The sequence below is a fragment of the Sporosarcina sp. Marseille-Q4943 genome, assembly GCF_943736995.1.
GTDB lineage: Bacteria > Bacillota > Bacilli > Bacillales_A > Planococcaceae > Sporosarcina.
Genome location: NZ_CALSFT010000002.1, coordinates 379694 through 403345 on the forward strand (window position 1 = coordinate 379694; position 23652 = coordinate 403345).

General features: G+C 49.5%; 27 protein-coding genes. 26 read left to right on the forward strand and 1 reads right to left on the reverse strand.

Going from position 1 to position 23652, the window contains the following annotated elements:
* Window positions 1–138: 138 nt before the first annotated feature.
* From prfA to NIT04_RS02075, 25 genes are all read left to right on the forward strand, one after another.
* Window positions 139–1215 (forward strand): peptide chain release factor 1, encoded by a 1077-nt coding sequence (gene prfA, locus NIT04_RS01955; protein ID WP_252501929.1) that lies wholly within the window; start codon window positions 139–141, stop codon window positions 1213–1215.
* Window positions 1208–2053 carry a peptide chain release factor N(5)-glutamine methyltransferase gene (gene prmC, locus NIT04_RS01960; protein ID WP_252501930.1) on the forward strand — a complete coding sequence of 282 codons (846 nt, stop codon included), beginning with the start codon at window positions 1208–1210 and terminating at the stop codon, window positions 2051–2053. Before prfA ends, prmC begins: the two co-directional genes overlap by 8 nt.
* Window positions 2054–2096: 43 nt before the next feature.
* Window positions 2097–2666: a stage II sporulation protein R gene (locus NIT04_RS01965; protein WP_252501931.1), complete on the forward strand. Its 570-nt coding sequence runs from the start codon at window positions 2097–2099 to the stop codon at window positions 2664–2666.
* Between the two features lie 60 nt (window positions 2667–2726).
* Window positions 2727–3764, forward strand: a complete 1038-nt coding sequence (locus tag NIT04_RS01970) for an L-threonylcarbamoyladenylate synthase (protein WP_252501932.1) — start codon at window positions 2727–2729, stop codon at window positions 3762–3764.
* 99 nt (window positions 3765–3863) lie between these two features.
* The gene (locus NIT04_RS01975) at window positions 3864–4364 is read left to right on the forward strand and encodes a manganese efflux pump (RefSeq protein WP_252501933.1); all 501 of its coding nucleotides are present in this window, start codon (window positions 3864–3866) and stop codon (window positions 4362–4364) included.
* A gap of 59 nt (window positions 4365–4423) precedes the next feature.
* Entirely contained in the window at window positions 4424–4867 is a 444-nt protein-coding gene (locus NIT04_RS01980) for a low molecular weight protein arginine phosphatase (RefSeq protein WP_252501934.1), read from the forward strand.
* Complete coding sequence (locus tag NIT04_RS01985) at window positions 4867–6147, forward strand: methyl-accepting chemotaxis protein (protein WP_252501935.1); 1281 nt, start codon at window positions 4867–4869, stop codon at window positions 6145–6147. Before NIT04_RS01980 ends, NIT04_RS01985 begins: the two co-directional genes overlap by 1 nt.
* Window positions 6148–6265: 118 nt before the next feature.
* On the forward strand, window positions 6266–6703 hold the full coding sequence (gene rpiB / locus NIT04_RS01990; protein ID WP_252501936.1) for a ribose 5-phosphate isomerase B: 438 nt from the start codon (window positions 6266–6268) through the stop codon (window positions 6701–6703).
* Between the two features lie 17 nt (window positions 6704–6720).
* Entirely contained in the window at window positions 6721–7284 is a 564-nt protein-coding gene (locus NIT04_RS01995) for a TIGR01440 family protein (protein ID WP_252501937.1), read from the forward strand.
* Window positions 7285–7343: 59 nt separating this feature from the next.
* Window positions 7344–8597: a serine hydroxymethyltransferase gene (gene glyA / locus NIT04_RS02000; protein ID WP_252501938.1), complete on the forward strand. Its 1254-nt coding sequence runs from the start codon at window positions 7344–7346 to the stop codon at window positions 8595–8597.
* 301 nt (window positions 8598–8898) lie between these two features.
* Entirely contained in the window at window positions 8899–9528 is a 630-nt protein-coding gene (upp, locus tag NIT04_RS02005) for a uracil phosphoribosyltransferase (protein ID WP_252501939.1), read from the forward strand.
* A 56-nt stretch (window positions 9529–9584) separates the two neighbouring features.
* Window positions 9585–10685, forward strand: coding sequence for a non-hydrolyzing UDP-N-acetylglucosamine 2-epimerase (wecB, locus tag NIT04_RS02010; protein ID WP_371922515.1), 1101 nt, complete (start codon window positions 9585–9587; stop codon window positions 10683–10685).
* 816 nt (window positions 10686–11501) lie between these two features.
* Window positions 11502–11879 (forward strand): ATP synthase subunit I, encoded by a 378-nt coding sequence (locus NIT04_RS02015; protein ID WP_252501941.1) that lies wholly within the window; start codon window positions 11502–11504, stop codon window positions 11877–11879.
* A gap of 25 nt (window positions 11880–11904) precedes the next feature.
* Complete coding sequence (atpB, locus tag NIT04_RS02020) at window positions 11905–12615, forward strand: F0F1 ATP synthase subunit A (protein ID WP_252501942.1); 711 nt, start codon at window positions 11905–11907, stop codon at window positions 12613–12615.
* Window positions 12616–12686: 71 nt separating this feature from the next.
* On the forward strand, window positions 12687–12911 hold the full coding sequence (atpE, locus tag NIT04_RS02025; protein ID WP_252501943.1) for a F0F1 ATP synthase subunit C: 225 nt from the start codon (window positions 12687–12689) through the stop codon (window positions 12909–12911).
* Window positions 12912–13105: 194 nt separating this feature from the next.
* Window positions 13106–13630 (forward strand): F0F1 ATP synthase subunit B, encoded by a 525-nt coding sequence (atpF, locus tag NIT04_RS02030; protein WP_252503164.1) that lies wholly within the window; start codon window positions 13106–13108, stop codon window positions 13628–13630.
* Window positions 13627–14166: a F0F1 ATP synthase subunit delta gene (locus NIT04_RS02035; protein ID WP_252501944.1), complete on the forward strand. Its 540-nt coding sequence runs from the start codon at window positions 13627–13629 to the stop codon at window positions 14164–14166. Before atpF ends, NIT04_RS02035 begins: the two co-directional genes overlap by 4 nt.
* A 23-nt stretch (window positions 14167–14189) precedes the next feature.
* Window positions 14190–15701, forward strand: a complete 1512-nt coding sequence (gene atpA, locus NIT04_RS02040) for a F0F1 ATP synthase subunit alpha (protein WP_252501945.1) — start codon at window positions 14190–14192, stop codon at window positions 15699–15701.
* A 55-nt stretch (window positions 15702–15756) separates the two neighbouring features.
* Window positions 15757–16614, forward strand: a complete 858-nt coding sequence (atpG, locus tag NIT04_RS02045) for an ATP synthase F1 subunit gamma (RefSeq protein WP_252501946.1) — start codon at window positions 15757–15759, stop codon at window positions 16612–16614.
* A 39-nt stretch (window positions 16615–16653) separates the two neighbouring features.
* Complete coding sequence (gene atpD, locus NIT04_RS02050; protein WP_252501947.1) at window positions 16654–18069, forward strand: F0F1 ATP synthase subunit beta; 1416 nt, start codon at window positions 16654–16656, stop codon at window positions 18067–18069.
* Window positions 18070–18093: 24 nt separating this feature from the next.
* Window positions 18094–18495, forward strand: coding sequence for a F0F1 ATP synthase subunit epsilon (locus NIT04_RS02055; protein ID WP_252501948.1), 402 nt, complete (start codon window positions 18094–18096; stop codon window positions 18493–18495).
* 366 nt (window positions 18496–18861) lie between these two features.
* On the forward strand, window positions 18862–19098 hold the full coding sequence (locus NIT04_RS02060; protein ID WP_252501949.1) for a DUF1146 family protein: 237 nt from the start codon (window positions 18862–18864) through the stop codon (window positions 19096–19098).
* A 396-nt stretch (window positions 19099–19494) separates the two neighbouring features.
* On the forward strand, window positions 19495–20796 hold the full coding sequence (murA, locus tag NIT04_RS02065) for a UDP-N-acetylglucosamine 1-carboxyvinyltransferase (protein WP_252501950.1): 1302 nt from the start codon (window positions 19495–19497) through the stop codon (window positions 20794–20796).
* A gap of 73 nt (window positions 20797–20869) precedes the next feature.
* Window positions 20870–21868, forward strand: a complete 999-nt coding sequence (spoIID, locus tag NIT04_RS02070) for a stage II sporulation protein D (RefSeq protein ID WP_252501951.1) — start codon at window positions 20870–20872, stop codon at window positions 21866–21868.
* Between the two features lie 10 nt (window positions 21869–21878).
* Complete coding sequence (locus NIT04_RS02075; protein ID WP_252501952.1) at window positions 21879–22529, forward strand: M23 family metallopeptidase; 651 nt, start codon at window positions 21879–21881, stop codon at window positions 22527–22529.
* Between the two features lie 139 nt (window positions 22530–22668).
* Here the strand turns inward: NIT04_RS02075 and NIT04_RS02080 are convergent, their stop codons facing one another.
* The gene (locus NIT04_RS02080) at window positions 22669–23112 is read right to left on the reverse strand and encodes a hypothetical protein (protein WP_252501953.1); all 444 of its coding nucleotides are present in this window, start codon (window positions 23110–23112) and stop codon (window positions 22669–22671) included.
* 143 nt (window positions 23113–23255) lie between these two features.
* Between NIT04_RS02080 and NIT04_RS02085 the strand changes: the two genes are divergently transcribed.
* Window positions 23256–23525, forward strand: a complete 270-nt coding sequence (locus NIT04_RS02085; RefSeq protein WP_239430942.1) for a sporulation transcriptional regulator SpoIIID — start codon at window positions 23256–23258, stop codon at window positions 23523–23525.
* The last annotated feature ends 127 nt before the right edge of the window (window positions 23526–23652 follow it).

The window sequence follows — 23652 nt, forward strand, 5'->3', positions numbered from 1 at the left end:
GCGCGTCCAAAACAAGCCCCGCACGCTCCTCCGCCCGCCCGCAACACACCGCCACCCAAAGAAATCACTGTATTTCAGCGCCTTATTCCCGTACAATAAACATACAAAACAGACTGAGGACGAAGAGGTGCAATGACTATGTTTGAGAGGCTTCAAGCCGTTGAGGATCGATATGAGCGATTGAATGAATTGCTGAGCGATCCGGATATTGTAAGTGATATGACTAAGCTGCGGACGTATTCGAAGGAGCAGTCCGATTTGCAGGATACGGTCGATGCGTACCGTGAATATAAAAGCGCGACGACGCAGTATGACAATGCGAAAGAAATGCTGGAAGAGCATTTGGATGATGAAATGAAAGAACTCGTCAAAATGGAACTCGCCGAGCTCGATGAACAGATCGAAGCCCTTGAAGCGAGATTGAAACTATTGCTCGTCCCGAAAGATCCGAACGATGACAAAAACGTCATTATGGAGATCCGCGGGGCGGCGGGCGGCGATGAAGCGGCGCTATTCGCGGGCAACTTGTACAGGATGTATAGCCGTTTTGCGGAAACGAGCCATTGGAAAGTCGAAGTGATGGATTCCTCGCCGACGGAGCTTGGCGGGTTCAAGGAAATCATTTTCATGATCAGCGGGAACGGCGCGTATTCCAAACTGAAATATGAAAACGGAGCGCATCGCGTCCAGCGTGTGCCGGAAACGGAATCGGGCGGCCGGATCCATACGTCGACAGCGACCGTCGCCGTGCTGCCGGAAGCAGAGGAAGTCGAAATCGACATCCACGAAAAAGATATCCGCACCGATACATTCGCATCATCCGGACCGGGTGGGCAATCTGTCAACACGACGATGTCCGCCGTCCGCCTGACGCACTTGCCGACAGGGATCACCGTATCCTGCCAGGACGAAAAATCGCAGATTAAAAATAAAGAGAAAGCGATGAAAGTCCTCCGTGCTCGCATCTACGATAAATTCATGCAGGAAGCGCAAGCCGAATACGACGAAAAGCGGAAATCCGCTGTCGGGACGGGCGACCGCTCCGAAAGGATCCGTACGTACAACTTCCCGCAAAACCGCGTGACGGACCACCGGATCGGACTTACAATCCAAAAACTCGATCAGATCATCGAAGGGAAGCTCGACGAAGTGATCGACGCCCTCATCGTCGAGGACCAGGCGAGACGATTGGAAAGCTTGGATCAACATGACTGAAAAAATCCATGAGGCGCTCAATAAAGCGAAATCCCTTCTCGAATCAAAAAACTTGGACAAACACGCAGCCCAACTGCTCATGGAGCATGTCACACAGAAATCGAGCGCAGCATTGCTCGCGGACTTGCGTGAACCACTCACAACCGAACAGCACAACGATTTCTGGAATAAAACCGAAGAGCTGCTCACAGGCAAGCCCGTCCAGCATATTATCGGCACGGAACAGTTTTACGGACTGTCGTTCGAGGTGAATGAGCACGTGCTCATTCCGCGGCCTGAAACGGAGGAGCTCGTATTGGGCGCCCTCGAACGGAGCCGCAAATTCGCCGAATGCCGCGTGGCGGATATCGGTACAGGGAGCGGCGCAATCGCGATTGCCTTCAAAAAAGAAAGGCCTGACGCACTTGTCACGGCGACGGACATAAGTGAATCCGCGCTAAAAGTTGCGAAGCGGAATGCGAAGCGCAACGAGGTCAACATCGAGTTCAGGCTCGGCAATTTGACGGAGCCGATCGAAGGGGAGAAGTGGGATGTCTTCCTGTCGAACCCGCCGTATATCTCCTGGGAGGAGTCCGAGGAGATGTCTTCGACGGTGGTCGATTTTGAGCCGCATAGCGCGTTGTTTGCGGATGATGATGGCCTTTTCTTCTACAAGCAATTAGCGGAAAAACTGCCGACGCTCATGAATCCCCGGTCGCTCATCGGCGTCGAAATCGGCTACTTGCAAGGGCAGGCAGTGAGTGAGCTTTTCCAGAAGGCGTTCCCGAATGCGCGGGTAACGATCGAAAAAGATGTGAACGGAAAAGATCGAATGATATTTTGCGAGATTGGTGAATAAAACCCCTTAACCCTGGCGACAATGTGGTCAGGAGGGGATCGATATGTTGCAAGACTATGAAATCACTAAAATTCAAACTAATAAGCGGGCGGATCGTTGGATGGCGGTAGTCGAGTTCATTCTCGTGCTGTTCCTCATCCAGTCCGCGTTGCTATTATTCACAGGCCAGGCGGAACAGGAAGAGGAGATCAGATTCCGGATCCTGTCACATTCGAATGCGCCTGCCGACCAAAAGTTGAAGGAAGAGATCCGGCTTGTCATCGAGCCGATGATCAATGAGGCGATGACGCAAGCGAAGTCGAAATCAGAAATTGTGGATAACTTAGTGGCTATTGAATCGACCATTTTGGAAACCGCCCAATCGATGGCGGGTGGACAAGACGTTACGTTTGAGCGGACAGCGGCTTTGTTTCCGCCGAAGCGTTCGGGCTTGGTCATCACGCCGCAAGCGCCGTATGACGCGTATATTTTGAAGATCGGCAGCGGGCGTGGCGACAATTGGTGGTGCTCTTTATTCCCAAGGGTCTGTTTTCCTGACAAAGAAGTGGAAGAATCAGACGACGAAAAGGTCACTTTCTTCATTTGGGAGTGGATAAAGTCGTTGTTTGAATAAAGTTATCCACTTGAATTGTGGATAAGTGGATGAAATTGTGTATAAATGGGGGTTTGAACCGTGGAAACTGAAATCGTTTCAGTGGATAAAGATATGGATAACTCGGTAAGTTATCAACGGGCTGTGGATATTTTGAAAGATGGCGGCGTCATCGCGTTCCCGACCGAAACGGTGTATGGCCTCGGAGCGCTTGCGACGGATGCGGTTGCTGTGCAGCGGATCTTCGAAGCGAAGGGACGCCCGTCCGACAATCCGCTTATCGTACATATTGGCAAGAAAGAAGATGTGGATAATTACGCGGTGGATGTGCCGGAAAATGCGGGAAAGCTGATGGATGCATTTTGGCCGGGTCCGCTGACGCTCGTCTTCCATAAGAGGCCCGGTGTCATTGCGGAAAATGTCACACCGGGCTTCGACACGGTCGGGTTGCGGATGCCCGATCATCCCGTGGCACTACAACTTCTCCGTACGCTTGACGGGCCGCTTGCCGCACCGAGCGCGAATCGGAGCGGAAAACCGAGCCCTACGGAAGCCGCGCATGTGCTGACCGATCTGAATGGCCGGATTCCGCTTATCGTCGACGGTGGAAAGACAGGCGTCGGCGTCGAATCGACCGTGCTCGACATGACGGCGAATCCTCCTGAAATCCTGCGGCCGGGCGGCGTGACGCGCGAGATGATCGAGGAAGTGATTGGTCCTGTTCGTGCCGAAAAGGAATCCGGAACCCTCGACGATGAAGAAGCGCCACGTGCACCCGGCATGAAATATATGCATTACGCTCCGGAGTCGCCGCTATTCGTCATTCAGCCGGACGAAACGACGATCCAGGAAGCGGTCAGGCAGCTTCACTCCGAAGGGAAGAAGGTTGCGGTCATCGGACCTGACGAATTCGACATCGCGGAAGCCGACTGGTATTTCCGTGTCGGCCCGCTTCATGACAACGAGGCGATGGCGGTGAATTTATACGGGGCGATCCGGCAATGCGATATGACGGACGCCGATCTCATCCTCGCCGCAGGGACGGATCATGAAGGAGTCGGAGCCGCCGTCATGAATCGGCTCCTGAAAGCGGCGGACGGAAAACGGTTCGACGGATAATATCATGTGAGTTTCTATGTTCAACTGCTAATCGGATATGAATGACCTCCTAAACGAGCGCATAAGATGGATGGATGCGGAAGTTGGGAGGTCAATTCATTGTTGGAAATATTCGCTGCAAGCGTTACGACAATCGATGTCGTCGTAGTATTATCGTTATTACAATTGCGAAAAGGAAGGCTTGTCCTCGCGCTGTGGATAACATTCCTGAACTTGGTGCTGCCTTTCGCGGGCTTCGTCATGGGGGACTGGTCGGCCGATCTTTTTTCAGTGTGGAGCAATCTTCTGTCGGGCGTACTACTAGCAATGATCGGCATCCACATGCTTCTGCAGGATGATGATAACAGCATGCTGAAACGGCAGCTCCATCCGGCGCTCATTGCGCTTGCCGTAAGCTTGGACACCTTTTCAATCAGTGTTTCGTTTGGCATGCTTCATTTGAATAAACTACTGTTCATCTTGGCCGCTGGAGCTCTCTCGTTCATTTTTTCCTGCTTGGCCCTTTATTTCGGACGGTTTTTGAATATCAAAAACGGCAGGCTGCTTCGCATCGTTGCCGGATTGGCTTTATTAATCATGGGGATATTGTCATGTTTTTGATGAAATTATCTATTTCTTTATTCACGGCTATCGGGTATTCTAAAGGTAGGTGATCATGAATGAATATTTATTTTATTTGCACAGGGAATACGTGCAGGAGTCCGATGGCGGAGGCGATACTCCGTTCGAAGGCGATAGAGGGCGTCACGGTCCGGTCGGCTGGGGTAAGTACGGTTGACGGGTTGCCGATTTCTATGAATGCGAAGACGCTTATCGAAGAGGCGGACATGCCTTATACGCCGGTTTCCAACGCGGTCAACGCGGAAGATCTGGCATGGGCGGACCTCGTGTTGACGATGACGACGTCGCATAAGGAACTGCTGCTGCATTCATTCCCGGAAGTTGAAAAGAAGACATTTACGTTGAAAGAGTTCGCAACTCCCGGTGATTTCGGAGATGTGCACGATCCGTATGGTGGCAGTTTGGCCACGTACCGGACGACATTCGAAGAATTGGGTAGGTTGATCGAACAGTTGAAGATGAAGCTGACGGAGGATGGGTAATGAAGAAGAAATTCGGCTTGCGTAAAAAATTGGTTTTATTCGTAACGGTGCTTGCAGTTGTCACGTATTCGACGAGCGCGTTGTTCATCAACTATATCCGGCCGGAATTCTTTCCGAATGTACAGCCGTTTGTATTTGAAATTAGTACATATGCAATGGGAATTTTATGGTCGGGCATTTTGGCGGCCTTATTCAGCACGATTTTGACGAAGCCGCTGCAAAACTTGGAGAAGGCGGCGATCGAAGTGGCGGACGGGAAGATCGGCACGGACATCGAACTGCCGAAGTCGTCCGACGAAATCCGCTCGGTAGCGGAAGCGTTCCAGCAGCTCGTCGTCAATTTGCGGACGATCGTCGCGGAAATCGAAACGAACTTCGAGAAGACGGCGCAGACGGTCGACAAATTATCAGGTGAGACAAGCAGTGCGACGTCACAGGCGGATGCGGTCGCATCAACGATCATGGAAATCTCCTCGGGTGCGGAAGCTTCGGCCGTCGCCATCCAGGAAACGGCGGAGGCGATCGAGGATGTCCGGACGCTTGCAGCAGAAGTGAGCAGACGTGCGGAAGATTCATCCGAACAATCAAAAGAGATGCTTGCGGAATTGGAGCGTACGACAGAAGTGTTCCGGACGCTCGTCAAAGGAATCCGGGACATGTCGAATCAGAGCGAGCAGTCGCTCGGCACGATCCGCGAACTCGACCAAAATGCGCAGAAGATCGGCGAAATCGTCCAGCTCGTCGGCAGCATCGCCGGCCAGACGAATTTGCTTGCGCTGAACGCGTCCATCGAAGCGGCGCGGGCAGGCGAACATGGAAAAGGCTTCGCGGTCGTCGCGGAGGAAGTCCGAGTCCTTGCGGATGAAAGTGCGAAAGCGGTCCATAGCATCGATGAACTTGTGAAAACGATCCAGTCCGACGTCTCAAAAGTCGTGAAGGAAATGGAAAGGCAAGTGAAGACGGCAGCAAACGAAGCGGACCGCGCCGATGCAACGAGCGGCAACGTCGAAGCGATGGCGGAAAAAGTGAACGGCATGGCCGATTCCGTCGTCAAAATTTCGGAGCTCGTCGAACACCAGCTATCCAACATCGAAACGACCGCCATGCAATCGCAGGAAGTCGCGGCCATCGCGGAAGAGACGTCTGCTGGCGCCGAAGAAGTACGCGCCGCCACGGAAGAGCAAGTGAAATCGATCGAGCAGACCGACATTATGGCGAGCCAACTGAAAAAGCAATCCGAAGACCTTTATAAAGTCATCAGCCAGTTCGATCGTTCCTAACTATTTATCAATCATTTCCAATTCATTTCACAGCCCGAAATAGTAAAGCGAGGGCTGTGTTTTTTTGTGGAACAATGGTAAAATGATTTGTGAGTAAATTAAGAAAAGAGGGGACGCAATGAAAATCGCAATCTCTTCGGATCATGGCGGCAATCGTCTGCGCCATGAAATCATGGACTTATTATCGGAACTAGGATTGGACTATGAGGACTTCGGTCCGGACTCCGATGAATCTGTCGATTATCCGGATTACGCCAAGCCTGTAGCGGACGGCGTCGCAAGCGGGAAGTTCGATCGGGGCATCCTCATTTGCGGGACAGGGATCGGCATGTCGATCGCTGCGAATAAAGTGAAAGGGATCCGTTGTGCGCTCGTCCATGATGTCTTCAGCGCGAAGGCGACAAGAGGGCATAACGATTCGAATATCCTTGCCATGGGAGAACGTGTCATCGGACCGGGCCTTGCAAGGGAAGTGGCGACAGCATGGCTGGACACTTCATTTGAAGGCGGCCGCCACGAGCGTCGCGTCGCCAAATTGTCAGAGCTCGAAAATTAAGTGAGGTGGGCAAGACAATGGATGATGTATTGAATTTATGGAAGCTTCAGCTTGAACAGCTGCTATCGGAAATGGAAGAGCAGACAACTTTCACGCCCGGCACATTTTTCGTCGTCGGCTGCTCGACATCCGAAATCGCGGGCAAACGGATCGGGACGGGAGGCGCCCTTGAAGTCGCCGACTCGTTATTCGGACCGTTGGACGCATTCGCTAAGAAGTATGACCTGTTCTTAGCATTCCAAGGCTGCGAGCACATTAACCGCGCCTTGACGATCGAGCGCAAAGCGGCGGAAAAAATGAATCTCGACACCGTTTCCGTCATTCCGGCGGTACAAGCTGGCGGTTCGATGTCTGCATATGCATTCGAACATTTCAAAGACGCGGTCGTCGTTGAGTCCATCCGTGCGAATGCAGGGATCGACATCGGCCAGACATTGATCGGCATGCACTTGAAGCCGGTCGCCGTTCCACTCCGCACGTCCATCGACAAGATCGGGGATGCAGTCGTGACGTTAGCGACGACCCGGCCGAAACTGATCGGCGGCGAGCGCGCGATCTACAACCGCCCAGTGGAAGAGTGATTGTTAATTCCACGGTGCCTGCAACAGGATATATCAAACAGAAAAGGGGAAATGGAATCATGGATTTAAGCAATGTGAAACGCGAAGACACAGCAGTTTACGAAGCGATTATGGCGGAAAAGAACCGTCAGAACGCCAATATTGAATTGATTGCATCCGAAAACTTCGTGACGGAAGCAGTCATGGAAGCGCAAGGCTCTTACTTGACGAATAAATACGCTGAAGGCTATCCGGGCAAGCGCTACTACGGCGGATGCGAGCACGTTGACGTCGTTGAAAACATCGCGCGCGACCGTCTGAAAGAAATTTTCGGCGCAGGCTATGCAAACGTACAAGCCCACTCCGGTGCGCAAGCGAACATGGCTGTCTATTTCACAATTCTTGAGCCGGGCGACACTGTACTCGGCATGAACCTTTCCCACGGCGGACACTTGACGCACGGCAGCCCGGTAAACTTCTCCGGCAAGCTGTACAATTTCGTTGAATACGGCGTCAGCAAAGAAGACGAGCGCATCGATTACGAAGATGTCCGTCAAAAAGCGCTTGAGCATAAGCCGAAATTGATTGTTGCGGGTGCAAGTGCGTATCCACGCGAAATCGACTTTGCGAAATTCCGCGAAATCGCTGATGAAGTCGGAGCTTATTTGATGGTTGATATGGCTCATATCGCAGGCCTTGTCGCAGTAGGCGAGCACCCGAACCCAGTGCCATACGCACACTTCGTCACATCGACGACGCATAAGACATTGCGCGGCCCACGTGGCGGATTGATCCTCGTGAACGAGGAATTCGCTGAAGAATTCGGCCGTAAAATCGACAAAACGATCTTCCCTGGCATCCAAGGCGGCCCGCTCATGCACGTCATCGCTGCAAAAGCGGTTGCATTCGGCGAAGCCCAAAAGCCTGAGTTTAAATCGCATATCCAGCAAGTGAAGAAAAATGCTGCTGCCCTTGCGGAATCCTTGATGGCTGAAGGCGTCGACATCGTTTCAGGCGGAACGGACAACCACTTGTTGCTCGTCAACTTGAAATCACTCGGCATCACAGGCAAGATCGCTGAACACGTCCTTGACGAAGTCGGCATCACTGTCAATAAAAACACGATTCCATTCGATACGGAAAGCCCATTCGTCACATCCGGCATCCGTATCGGAACACCAGCCGTCACAACACGCGGTTTCAAAGAGGAAGAGATGAAAGAGATCGGCTCCATCATCGCCCACCTATTGAAAAACCACGAAGACGAAGCGGTGAAAAAGGAAGCGGCTGAGCGCGTCAAAGCATTGACAGACCGTTTCCCACTATATGCATAATTGATAAATCCCCGCTCTCCTCGCGAGAGCGGGGATTTTTTCAAGAAAGAACGCATAAAACTCATTTTCTGCGCATATACGCTTCTAGATACGCATAAATGTCGCCAAAAGCGCATAAATCGCAATTCCCACGCATAACCGCTGACAACCGCGCATAAATCAGAAATTCCGCGCATAAACCGCTACAAATACGCATAAAATTCTTATTTCACGCATAACCGACATTATCTTCATTCCCAATGTGTAAATCGACATGTTTCTGTTATAATGTACAGGACATTCCGAAAAGGAGCGATTAGCAATGGCAAAAGTACATGTATTTGATCATCCGCTTATCCAGCATAAATTGACACATATCCGTGACGTGAACACAGGAACGAAGGAGTTCCGCGAGCTCGTCGACGAAGTGGCAACGCTGATGGCGTATGAAATTACCCGCGACCTTCCGTTGACGGAAGTGGAAGTGGAAACACCGGTCCAGACAGCAAAATCCAATGTATTGGCAGGCAAAAAAATTGGTATCGTACCGATACTTCGTGCAGGCATCGGCATGGTCGATGGCATTTTGAAATTGATTCCAGCAGCGAAAGTCGGACATATCGGCTTGTTCCGTGATCCGGACACACTGCAACCAGTTGAGTATTTCGTAAAACTTCCTTCCGACGTATCGGAGCGTGAATTCATCCTCATCGACCCGATGCTTGCAACAGGCGGCACGGCGGTGGAAGCTGTCAATTCATTGAAAAAACGCGGTGCGAAAAACATCCGCTTCATGTGCTTGATTGCAGCTCCTGAAGGCGTGAAAGTATTCACGGAAGCACATCCTGACATCGATGTGTACATTGCTGCATTGGACGAAAAATTGAACGAAAAAGGATATATCGTTCCGGGACTTGGTGACGCAGGTGACCGCCTGTTTGGAACTAAATAATCACGGAACAAAATAATGGGGAAGGCGTGAATGGATTGAAACGGAAATGGAAAGTGATGACGATATTCGGTACGCGCCCGGAAGCTATTAAAATGGCTCCGCTTGTACTCGAACTGCAAAAGCATCCCGAAGAGATCGAATCGATCGTCACGGTGACTGCGCAGCATCGTCAAATGCTCGACCAAGTTTTGCATGCATTCAACATCACACCAACTTATGATCTGAACATCATGAAAGATCGGCAGACGCTCATCGATGTCGCGACACGCGGATTGGAAGGGCTCGATCAAATTATGAAAGAGGCGCAGCCTGATATCGTGCTCGTCCATGGCGATACATCTACGACATTCATCGGCAGCCTCGCCGCATTTTACAATAAAATTGCAGTCGGCCACGTCGAGGCGGGACTCCGCACATGGGATAAATTCTCCCCATACCCGGAGGAAATGAACCGCCAGCTGACGGGTGTCCTTGCCGACCTTCATTTCTCGCCGACCGAAAAGTCTGCGCAGAACCTATTAAATGAAGGAAAGCAAGAAGACCGCATTTACATTACGGGGAACACCGCAATTGACGCGCTGCAGACGACGGTGCGAGACGACTATAATCATCCGATTCTCGACGAAATCGGCGAAGATCGTCTCATCCTTCTTACCGCGCACCGCCGCGAAAACTTGGGCGAACCGATGCGCAACATGTTCCGCGCCATCAACCGGATCCTTGAAAAGCATCCGGACACACAAGTCATCTATCCGGTCCATATGAATCCGGCGGTGCGTGAAGTGGCGGACGAAATCCTCGGCTCGAACAAACGCGTTCATCTGATCGAACCGCTCGAAGTCGTCGATTTCCACAACTTCGCCGCACGTTCGCATATCATTTTGACCGATTCGGGCGGCATCCAGGAAGAGGCGCCGTCACTCGGCAAACCGGTCATCGTCCTCCGCGATACGACGGAGCGTCCGGAAGGCATCGAGGCCGGCACATTGAAACTTGCCGGAACCGACGAAGACACGATCTTCAACTTGACGGACACACTTCTATCCGACGAAGCGGAATACAGCGCAATGGCGAAAGCATCCAACCCGTACGGAGACGGCCACGCGTCCGAACGGATCGTCAGCGCGTTGAAGGAATACCTTTCTTCATTAAATTAATCAGAAACGGGTTCTAATTTATGCGTAAAAACGCATAAATCCCGCGAAAGAAGCATAAACCCGTAGAAAAACGCATAAATTGCAAGAAAGACGCATAAACGCTAGCAGAAACGCATAACCGCCGCAAATCACGCATAAATCCATTCAAAGGCGCATAAAAGCATTTATGCGCGAATAAATGACTTTATGCGTATTTCGACCCGGTTATGCGGAATTATAGCGAATTATGCGCAACTGGCTCAATTTATGCGCGTTTAGTGCCAATTATGCGTATCTAAAACATTTTATGCGTATCTGCAGTTGCTAGGCGTTCCAGTACGTAGGCTCCATTAGGAAAGCAAACTGCTGGAACGAAGCAACTGCCTTTTTAAATAGAAGAAATCCCTTATCCACTACGACAAAAAATTCCTACATTAACAAATATGTCGATTGTTTGACAATATGAACAGTTTGTGAATAATTTCACGGGAATTAATTGACATCAAAATGCCCCTATTGTATGCTAACAAAGGGTAAGAATGATAGGGATCCATACATAGAAAAGCGCCTCGGGGATAAGCTTCAAGGCGATTCTATCATCCTTCAATGGACGTCGTTCCACGAAGGACCCCTTGAGCGTGCTCGATGGCAACGCCTCCTGGTGGTCAGCTGCTTACGGCGATTCACTACAAACATAGGTTCCGACCTTTTTCGGAGTCTCTATCAGTACAAGCCCTAATTGGGGACGACTCGTGTCGTTTTGTGTCGTACCTTGTACGCTACCCGCTTTTCGAAATCGCCAGTCCCGGAAAATACGAATCAGGAGAATCACCCATCATGCATACATTGCGACACATTTTTAATAGGCAGAAGAAAGCACTCTTTTTTTTGCTCGCATTGTTTGTCATCGGATGGGCTTTTAGTGCATTCAAACCGGTTTTTGGCGGATTAATCTTAGGCTCATTGTTCGGACTGTATAATTTCTATATTCTTGTCCGTAGAATGGAAAGATTTGATCAGAACATTTCGGAAGGGAAAGCAACAAAATCAATCGGAGGAACCGCATTGCGATTCGGATCCGGTGTGGCTGCGGCAGCCATTGCGTTGTCGATGCCGGAAAAATTTGATCTGATCGGTACAGTGATCGGACTGATGATTCCATACGTTCTGTTGCTTGTTGACAGAATCGTAGTCCACGTCAAGCATTTTAACTGACACGCATAAGGGAGGTGAACGAAACGTGAACCATGAAAATCCGGAGATTACTATCGGATTCTTAAGCTTTAACCCAGCTAACATCCTCATGCTCTTTGTCACATGTCTAGTCGTCTTCATCATTGCCGTCCTCTCGACGCGCAATTTGCAAATCAAACCGACCGGCATGCAGAACTTCATGGAATGGGTCATGGATTTCGTCAAAGGGATCATTAAGAACAATATGGACTGGAAAACAGGTGGCCGTTTCCACGTACTCGGAATCACCTTGATCATGTTCGTTTTCGTTGCAAATATGCTCGGATTGCCGTTTGCAATCATTTGGGATGATAAACTTTGGTGGAAATCGCCGACAGCGGACCCTGTCATTACGATGACGCTCGCTTCGATGGTCGTTGTCTTAACCCATTACTATGGCGTTAAACAATTGGGGACGAAAGGATACTTCAAAACGTATCTTCAACCGATGCCATTTTTGGCACCACTTAAAGTCATCGAAGAATTTGCAAACACATTGACACTCGGTCTACGTCTTTACGGTAATATTTTCGCAGGGGAGATCCTCATCGGTCTACTTGCAACTCTCGGGGCTGGCAGTGCATTTGGTCTAATTGGAGCAGTCATCCCGTCACTCGCTTGGTTAGGTTTCTCAGTCTTCATCGGAGCGATCCAGGCTTTCATCTTCGTTATGTTAACGATGGTCTACATGGCGCATAAAGTCTCAACAGACCATTAAACATATATTGCCCCTGTTCAGGGTTAGTAAACAATAATAAAAAACATGAAATTTTAGGAGGATATTACACTATGGTAGGTTCAGTTGGTCTATTAGCAGCAGCTCTTGCAGTTGGTCTTGGTGCACTTGGTGCAGGTATCGGTAACGGTTTGATCGTTTCTAAAACAGTAGAAGGTATCGCTCGTCAACCAGAAGCGCGCGGTATGCTTCAAACAACAATGTTCATCGGGGTAGCGTTAGTTGAGGCCCTTCCGATCATCGCGACAGTTATCGCGTTCATCGTAATGAACCAATAATCGAAAGACAATCTTACAAATGGCGAAGACTGCGGCGTAACTGCCCTTCGCCATTCATTTATGTAACAACTGACGTTTGAAATAGTAAGTTGAAGTTGAAAATTAAGAATAACGTTCTTTTTATACACTATCGAAAATTGACATGAGCTCTTGAAGGGAGTGAAACAATCGTGTTTGGAAATACCTTCATCCTATTGTCGGCTAACGGCGGAGGATTTTTGTCAGCATTGAATGGCAGATTGAATCTAGGCGATATCATCGTCACAGTACTATTCTTCACGATCCTCATGGTTCTACTCAAGAAGTTCGCATGGGGCCCACTTATGGGCGTGATGGATCAACGTGCACAATTGATCGCAAATGAAATCGAAGCAGCTGAAAAAAGCCGCTTGGAATCTCAAAAGCTTTTGGAAGAACAACGTGCCCTTTTAAAGGAAGCGCGTGACAACGCACAATCGATTGTTGAAAATGCTCGTAAGCAAGGTGAAACACAACGTGAAGAGCTGATGGCGGCAGCACGTGCTGAAGTGAACCGGATGAAAGAATCCGCAACACTCGAAATCGCGACAGAGAAGGAAAAAGCAGTTGCAGCTGTCCGCGAAGAATTCGTTTCACTTTCAATCTTGGCGGCATCCAAAGTTCTTGGTAAAGAAATCTCTGAGGAAGACAACCGTGCTTTGATTGAAGAAACGATTGTGAAGGCAGGCGAAAGCCGATGAGCAATTCGGTCGTAGCAAAACGCTATGCAACAGCACTTTTCGAACTATCTCAACAACATGGGCAAATCGGTCAAATTCAAGAAGAAATAAAAGAATTGACAAAGGTGTTCCGTGACAATAAAGACCTTGGTGAACTATTAAGTTCTCCGAAGTTATCATTGGCGAAGAAGAAGGAAATGATCACGAACATTTTCGCAGGCGCAAATCCGCTCGTATTGAATGCATTGCACGTATTGCTTGATGCGAAGCGCATGGATGAAGCCCAAAATGTTTTCGAAGAATTCCTCGGACTTGCCGATGACGCTGCGGGAATCGCAGAAGCGAAAGTGTACTCGACACGTCCATTGACGGAGCAAGAGACGAATGCCATTTCGTCAACTTTCGCCCACAAAGTTGGTAAACAATCTTTACGCATTGAAAATATCATCGATCCAAGCTTGATCGGGGGCGTCCGTCTCCAAATCGGCAATCAGATTTACGACAGCAGCTTGAGCGCGAAGCTCGAAAAACTGCAACGTAAATTGATCGGATCCTAATTTGAAATTGAGGGGTGACATACATGAGCATCAAAGCTGAAGAAATCAGCACGCTGATAAAGCAGCAGATTGAAAACTATCAGTCTGAGATGGAAGTAAGCGAAGTCGGTACGGTTATCAAAATCGGTGACGGTATCGCTCTTGCTCATGGCCTCGACAACGTCATGGCCGGAGAGCTTCTTGAGTTCTCTACAGGTGTCATGGGTATGGCGCAAAACTTGGAAGCGAACAACGTTGGTATCGTTATCCTAGGACCATACACAGACATTAAAGAAGGCGATGAAGTACGTCGTACTGGCCGTATTATGGAAGTACCTGTCGGTGAAGAACTGATTGGACGCGTCGTGAATCCACTCGGCTTGCCGGTAGATGGATTGGGCCCGATCGCAACGACGAAAACTCGTCCGATCGAAAGTCCAGCTCAAGGCGTCATGGCACGTAAATCCGTTCATGAGCCATTGCAAACAGGCATCAAGGCGATCGATGCACTCGTACCGATCGGCCGTGGACAGCGTGAATTGATCATCGGTGACCGTCAAACAGGTAAAACGACTGTCGCAATCGATACAATTCTTAACCAAGCTGACCAAGATATGATTTGTATCTATGTCGCTATCGGACAAAAGGAATCCACAGTTCGTGGGGTTGTTGAAACACTCCGTAAAAACGGTGCGCTTGATTACACGATCGTTGTAACAGCATCCGCTTCACAACCGGCTCCATTGCTATTCCTAGCACCATATACAGGTGTAACGATGGCGGAAGAGTTCATGTTCCAAGGCAAGCACGTCCTTGTCGTCTATGATGACCTTTCAAAACAAGCGGCTGCTTACCGTGAACTTTCCTTGCTACTTCGCCGTCCTCCAGGCCGTGAAGCTTACCCTGGTGACGTATTCTACTTGCACTCCCGTCTACTCGAGCGTGCAGCGAAGTTGAACGATACATTGGGCGCAGGTTCCATTACTGCTCTTCCATTCGTTGAAACACAAGCTGGGGACATCTCCGCTTACATTCCAACGAACGTTATTTCCATCACCGATGGACAAATCTTCTTGCAGTCGGATCTCTTCTTCTCGGGTGTACGTCCAGCGATCAACGCCGGTCTTTCCGTATCCCGTGTAGGTGGTTCCGCGCAAATCAAAGCGATGAAAAAGGTTGCGGGTACACTCCGTCTTGACCTTGCAGCATACCGTGAGCTTGAAGCGTTCGCAGCATTCGGTTCCGACCTTGACGCAGCGACAAAAGCGAAACTTGACCGCGGAGCGCGCACAGTTGAAGTATTGAAACAAGACTTAAACAAGCCGCTGAAAGTGGAATACCAAGTTGTCATCCTTTATGCGTTGACACGCGGACTTCTAGATGACGTAGCCGTGCATGACGTCCTTCGCTTCGAAAGCGAATTGACGAGCTGGCTCGAATCTAACCACACTGAAGTGTATGATCATATCCGTACGACAAAAGACCTTCCGTCTGATGAAGTGATGAAAGATGCGATCAACGCATTCAAGAAGAACTTCGTACCGTCCGAATCTTAATTCGTAACGTATCTAGGATTTTGATCTAACTATACAATAAGGTGGTGAATTGCCAGTGGTATCATTACGCGATATAGAAAACCGTATTAAATCGACAAAGAAGACGAGTCAGATTACGAAAGCGATGCAAATGGTGTCGGCTTCCAAATTGAACCGTGCGGAGATGAATGCGAAAGCGTTCGTCCCTTACATGAATAAGATCGAGGAAGTCGTCGGCGCCATCGCAAGCGCGACGAGCGACTCCGGACATCCGATGCTCGTCAACCGCCCAGTGAAGAAGACAGGTTATATTATCGTGTCTTCTGACCGCGGCCTCGTTGGAGGGTACAACGCCAACATCTTCCGTGCAGCGAAACGTGCGATCGAGCAACGTCACGCATCGAAGGACGACGTGAAAATCGTCGCAATCGGACGGAAAGGGCTTGAATTTTTCCGGCGTCTCGGATATGAAGTCGTTGAAAGCCTCGTCGGCGTATCGGACCACCCTTCATTCGATGAAATAAAATCAATCGCGAATCGAGCTGTTGGCATGTTCACAGAAGGCGAATTCGATGAAGTGTACTTGTACTACAGTCACTACATCTCCGCCATCTCCAGTGAAGTGACGGAAAAGAAATTGCTTCCGCTCACGGACCTTTCATCAGCGTCAGCATTGACTTCGTATGAATTTGAGCCTTCCGCGGAAGCGATTCTTGAAACGCTTCTCCCGCAATACGCGGAAAGCCTCATCTACGGGGCAGTGCTTGATGGAAAAGCGAGCGAACATGCTTCCAGTATGACAGCGATGAAGACTGCTACAGATAATGCAGGCGAATTGATCGATTCATTGAGTCTTCAATTCAACCGTGCACGTCAAGCAGCAATTACGCAAGAAATCACTGAAATCGTCGGCGGAGTTGCCGCTCTCGAATAAAGCATTTTGAACGGGAAAAGTAAGACAGGAGGGAAAAGCATGAGTAACGGACAAATTCTTCAAGTTATGGGTCCGGTCGTTGACGTTAAATTCGAAAACGGTCAGCTTCCAGAAATCTATAACGCATTGAAGGTCCAAATCCAACGTCCTAACGCTGAACCAGAAACGTTGACACTTGAAGTCGCACTCCACCTTGGGGACGACTCGGTGCGTACGATTGCAATGTCATCCACGGATGGCCTTCAGCGTGGGGCTGTCGTTACAGACACTGGCGCAGCAATTTCGGTTCCAGTCGGCGACGTAACACTTGGACGCGTATTCAACGTACTCGGAGAGATCATTGACCTTGGGGAGGAAGTTCCGGCATCAGAACGCCGCGACCCGATCCACCGTCAAGCTCCAACATTCGAAAACCTTTCAACGAAAGTTGAAATCCTTGAAACAGGTATTAAAGTTGTCGACTTGCTTGCACCATACATTAAAGGTGGTAAAATCGGCCTCTTCGGTGGTGCGGGTGTAGGAAAGACTGTTCTTATCCAGGAATTGATCAACAACATCGCACAAGAACACGGTGGTATTTCCGTATTCGCAGGTGTTGGTGAGCGTACACGTGAAGGAAACGACTTGTTCTATGAAATGACCGATTCCGGCGTTATCAACAAAACGGCGATGGTATTCGGACAAATGAACGAGCCGCCTGGCGCACGTATGCGTGTTGCTTTGACTGGTTTGACAATGGCTGAATATTTCCGTGACGAACAAGGCGCAGACGTTCTATTGTTCATTGACAACATTTTCCGCTTCACTCAGGCAGGTTCTGAAGTATCCGCACTTCTTGGCCGTATGCCATCTGCCGTTGGTTACCAACCGACGCTTGCAACTGAGATGGGTCAGCTTCAAGAGCGTATCACTTCAACTAACGTAGGTTCCGTTACATCGATCCAAGCGATCTACGTACCGGCGGATGACTACACGGACCCGGCTCCAGCTACGACATTCGCTCACTTGGACGCTACGACGAACCTTGAGCGTAAACTATCAGAAATGGGTATCTACCCGGCGGTTGACCCGCTTGCTTCCACTTCACGCGCACTAAGCCCTGAAATCGTCGGCGAAGAGCATTACGAAGTGGCACGTCAAGTACAATCGACGCTTCAACGATACCGTGAACTACAAGATATCATCGCGATCCTCGGTATGGACGAGCTTAGCGAAGACGACAAACTTGTCGTAGGACGCGCACGCCGCATCCAGTTCTTCCTATCGCAAAACTTCCACGTTGCCGAGCAGTTCACAGGCCAAAAAGGTTCTTACGTGCCGGTTGCTGAAACTGTTCAAGGCTTCAAGGAAATCTTGGAAGGCCGCTATGACCACCTTCCGGAAGATGCATTCCGCCTCGTCGGACGCATCGAAGAAGTCATCGAAAAAGCAAAAGGCATGGGTGTAGAAGTCTAATCTACAGGATCAGGAGGGAAACAAATGAAGACAATCAAAGTCAATATCGTCACTCCCGACGGACCTGTTAGTGAAACTGAAGCGGATATGGTGATCGCCGCCACGGAAACTGGTGAAATCGGGATTCTTCCCGGCCATATCGCAATGGTTGCACCACTCCAGATCGGTGCCCTTCGCCTGAAAAAAGACAACTCGACTGTTAATGTCGCCGTCCATGGCGGGTTCATCGAAGTTCGTCCGGATGTTGTTACCGTTTTAGCACAACAAGCTGAATTGGCTTCCGACATCGACATCTCCCGCGCCCAACGCGCAGCGAAACGTGCGGAAGAAAAACTACAAGCCAAAGCAGACAAACTTGAAGCGCAGTTGGCGGAACTCGACCTCAGACGGGCCATCAACCGAATCAACGTTTACGAACAGAAATAATAGATGTGACTAGTTGGCGGGCAGAGGGAGTCTTTCTTCTGCCCGCATTTTCTTTCTGGGAATCTTAGCTAATGGAGGGTTTTTCGGGATAAACGAAATCTTGCTACAGCGCATGAACGAGAACTTTCAATGTGTGAATGAGAACTCCAAGCACGTGAACGAGAACTTTAATGTGTGAATGAGAACTCCAAGCGCATGAACGAGAACTTTTCATGGTTAAACGAGAACTCCAAGCGCATGAATGAGAACTTTGGATGGGTAAACGAGAACTCCAGGTGCGTGAACGAGAACTTTTCATCGGTAAACGAGAACTCTAAGCGCAGGAACGAGATCTCCCCATTACGCTTCAAAAAAGGAGGCAGGACTATGAATGATGTTTTTGCACATAACCCGATGCTGGCCATCGTCTCGCATATTTTTTTCATCGGCCTGTCATTTTATGCATTGCAATCAATCATGCCGGAAAAAATCATTAAAAAGCACCACGTTTTTCAAGCGCAATTGCTGTTTATTTTATTGAGTTTTGCAATAGGTTCTGCCGTATCAAATTTCTTTTTGGACATATCCTATTGGTCAGGAAGGATCCCTACATTATTCAATTAATTGGGTTTGGTGAAGGGGAAATCGGGTAGATAGTCATTAGGCTATCGTCTCAGTCAAAACTGCTCATATGCCACTGATCCATGTCATCGCCGCGTCTACATTACGGATGTGTACGGGGCGATGGCATGAAATAAAAAATGTTTACTTTCAGATAACTCTCGGGAAGTACATAAGTACAACTGACAAATGCCTATTAAGGAAAGCACACAAATCGACATATGGGTACATATTATAGACTATCTTGTGGATAGACGGGAAAATAGCTCTGTAGTTACTTGTTTAATAATGTAGAGCGTTGTAGAATAGTATGTGTTTTTATGTTTAATTTATGACGAAAAAAATCAACAGAAGATATTATGGCAACCAGTATAAATTTTTGAGTCGGAGGGACTTTTTGTGGATAAAATAATTATTAATGGTGGACGCGTTCTTCACGGTAACGTCCGTGTAGAAGGCGCTAAAAATGCGGTCTTGCCAATTTTGGCTGCTGCATTACTTGCGTCTGACGGTCCCAATATCATTCGTGATGTGCCGAATCTTTCGGACGTCTCCACGATCAACGAAGTAGTAAAGAGCCTGGATGCGAAGGTCGAATACGATCCAGCTAGAGGCCAAGTGATCATTGATTCAACAGAAAAACTTGCAAGTGAAGCACATTTTGATTATGTACGTAAAATGCGTGCGTCAATCTTAGTTATGGGACCATTGCTCGCGCGCAACGGTTTTGCACGCGTAGCTTTACCTGGAGGATGTGCGATCGGTTCTCGTCCGATTGACCAGCATCTGAAAGGATTCGAAGCGATGGGCGCGGAAATTACATTCGGACATGGACATGTCGAAGCGAAAGCGGAGAACGGCCTTACAGGAGCCAAAATCTATTTGGACTTCCCGAGCGTCGGCGCTACGGAAAACATCATGACTGCGGCAGCTTTGGCGAAAGGGACGACTATTATCGAAAATGCGGCGAAAGAGCCGGAAATTGTCGATTTAGCGAACTTCATCAATGAAATGGGCGGAAGAGTGATCGGTGCCGGTACGGATGCAATCCGAATCGAAGGCGTGGATAAGCTTCACGGAACGATTCACCATATCATCCCAGACCGTATTGAAACAGGTACATTCATGGTAGCCGCAGCGATTACGGGCGGCGACATTACGATTGAAAATGCGGTTCCCGAGCATAACGCTGCGTTAATTTCCAAGCTTGGCGAAATGGGCGTTGTCATTACGGAATTGGACGAAGGCTTACGCATCCGAGCGAAGCATCCTTTGAAAGCGGTCGATCTGAAGACGATGCCGCACCCAGGATTCCCGACAGACATGCAGTCACAAATGATGGCACTTATGCTGACGGCATCCGGAACTGGAGTGCTCACAGAGACGGTATTCGAAAACCGATTCATGCACGTTGAAGAATTCCGCCGTATGAACGCAAGTGTTAAAATCGAAGGACGCTCGGTCATCATCTCAGGACCATCCAATCTGCAAGGTGCCGAAGTTGCGGCGACAGACTTGCGCGCAGCAGCTGCCCTCATCTTGGCAGGCCTCGTTGCAGAAGGCGTAACACGCGTTACGGAACTCGACCATTTGGACCGCGGCTATGTCGATTTCCATAAGAAATTGAAAGCGCTCGGCGCAGACATCGAACGCGTCTCAATGGAAGAAACGAAAACAGAAACAGAGAAGCAACTCGTCTAAACAGTACTCTTTATACACTGTATCCGAAGCTTCCATAACTGCTCCTCGTCAACTCGACGGGGGGCAGTTTTTTTTGAATGAAACCGGGGGGTTCAACATACAATCGAATATGGACAAACTACTAGCCGTTTTATTCATCGTACTACTATTTTTCATTCCCATCCTCATGAAAACGACAGTCGAACCCGAGAAGAACGTGGCAATGGAAGATCCTTGCGCAATCACTATCACTGTGGAAGGGGTGGACAAGCCTTTGCCGCTTGAGGAGTATGTCTTGGGTGTCGTCGCCGGTGAAATGCCGATCGACTTCCACGACGAAGCCTTGAGGGCACAAGCGATTGCGGCTCGGACATACGTACTGCGGACGACAGATGGCGGCAAGAAGCCGATCGAAGCGACCGTCTCCGCACAAGTGTACAAAACCGCAGCAGAACGGAAGGAACGCTGGGGGAAGAAGTTCAAGCAAAATGAAAAGAAGCTGCGTGAAATAGTCGCGACGACCGCCGGGGACACGATTGTGTATGGTGATGAAATGATTACCGCAATGTTTTTTTCAACGTCGAATGGGAAGACTGAAACCGCGCAAAACTATAGCGGCAGCCCGATTCCCTACTTGCAGAGCGTAGAAAGCCCGGGGGAGGAAGTCGTCGCTGCGGAAGTGGAGCGGCACATCGAAATGCCGATTGCAAAGTGGAATGAAGCGCTCGGATCCGTCTGGAAAGCCGATCGATTCAAAAGCCTCCAGCTCGTCCGCAATCAGACAGGGCGCGTACAAAAAGCGGTCTCCTCAGGCTTCGAAATGAGCGGAAGGGACATGCGTGAAGCGCTCGGGCTCGCCTCCACAGACTTCGACATCGCCTACGACGTCACGAACGAGATCGTCCTCATCAAAACGAAGGGATACGGGCACGGGGTCGGCATGAGTCAATACGGCGCCGAAGCCTTTGCCCAGAAAGGATGGACAGCTGAAAACATACTGACCTACTATTATTCCGGCACCACAATAAAAAAGTTTGAAGTAGACGAATCTGAATGTTTAAAATCGCCAACACTTGCAAACAATAGCAAGTGAGGTGATGATAATGCGAGAAGAAAAACCGAAATCCCCTTCTCAGAAGAATAAGAGTCAGAAGAGTAGATGGTTCTGGCCGGCCATCTACGCAGGTATTGCAATCGTCTTCGTCGGCATGATTTGGGGCTACAATGCCTTCATCCAAAAAGGGCCGAACGAAACAGCGGACGCAACAGATCCGAACGCTCCGCCGCTAGTGGAAACAAACGCTGCAACCGAAGTACTCAAATACCCGTTCAACGAGGACCAACTCGACAACGTGGCTATTATACAAGAGTACTATGATGCAGAAGCCGATGAAGAAACGCGCGAAAGTGCACTACTCGTCTTCAATCAAACATATCTTACAAATAAAGGCGTTTCGATCTCGATGGATGGCCAACCATTTGAAGTCGTCGCAGCACTTAGCGGAACAGTGAAAGAAGTCATTATTGATCAATTCAAAGGCGCCGAAGTCACACTTGAACACACGAACGGAATGACGACAATCTACGGTTCATTGACTGGAATCCTCGTCAAAGAAGGCGACGAAGTCATCCAAGGCCAATCACTCGGCACCGCCACAAGCAACGAATGGAATGCCAAAGCCGGCACACACTTGCATTTCCAAGTGCACAAAGATGGCAACCCAGTCAACCCGCGCACATTCCTAGGATTCTAACCAGCCAAGCCGCTCTCCATTGGGAGAGCGGCTTTTTTATGTGAAGTATGAATGCGGAAATTTCTATTTGATTTGTCACGCTATTTCGCGATTAACAAATAAATTTTTCCTTGTCTAATGGAATCTCTATCTATACTATTTATGCAATTGAAGCAGATCTATTATTTGTCAAAGGCATTTGGCGCGAATGGTGATGTTCGTCCAATAGAGATTGTCCCGCGTCCGAAGTATCGTGCTGCGCGTCCAAAGAGGCGAGTGCCGCGTCCAAAGCGTCGTGCTGCGCGTCCAAAGAGGCGAGTGTCGCGTCCAAAGCATCGTGCTGCGCGTCCAAAGAGGCGAGTGCCGCGTCCAAAGCGCCGTGCTGCGCGTCCAAAGAGGCGAGTGCCGCGTCCAAAGCGTCGTGCTGCGCGTCCAAAGAGGCGAGTGTCGCGTCCAAAGCGTCGTGCTGCGCGTCCAAAGAGGCGAGTGCCGCGTCCAAAGAGGTGTGCCAGGCGTCCAAAGCGTCGTGCTGCGCGTCCAAAGAAGTGAGTGCCGCGTCCAAAGCATCGTGCTGCGCGTCCAAAATATCGAGTCCCGCGTCCAAACCATCGCCCACCAAGCCCAAAAATCATCCGATCAAACCCCGCAAAAGAATAACCAAGCCACCGCCATCGCGCTTTGACATAACTGTCGCCTACGCCGCATAGGATAAAGGAAGAAATGGAGCTGACAGGAAAGGAAGAGGGCGTGCACGAGCAAATTCGGAGGCGATGCGTGCGCCTCGGCAAAATGTTGCTGGACACTGGACTTACCGTACGGGCGCTGGCGAAAACGACGGGCTATTCCAAAAGCACGGTCCATAAGGATTTGACGGAGCGGCTGCCGAATGTGGATGTGGAATTGTCTGAAGAAGTCGCCAAAATACTTGCCTATCATAAGTCTGTCAGACATTTAAGAGGCGGTGAAGCAACACGGATGAAATGGATGAACGAAAATAAGAAAGCCCGCAACACTTGACGGAAATAGACGGGGACCATCGACCATCCTTGTAGGAAGGCGGACACCCTGTCTTTTCGCATGGGAAAAAACCAGCTGGACAATGTGAAAAGACGACAAATCACTGTGGAAATGTTTAATGAATCTA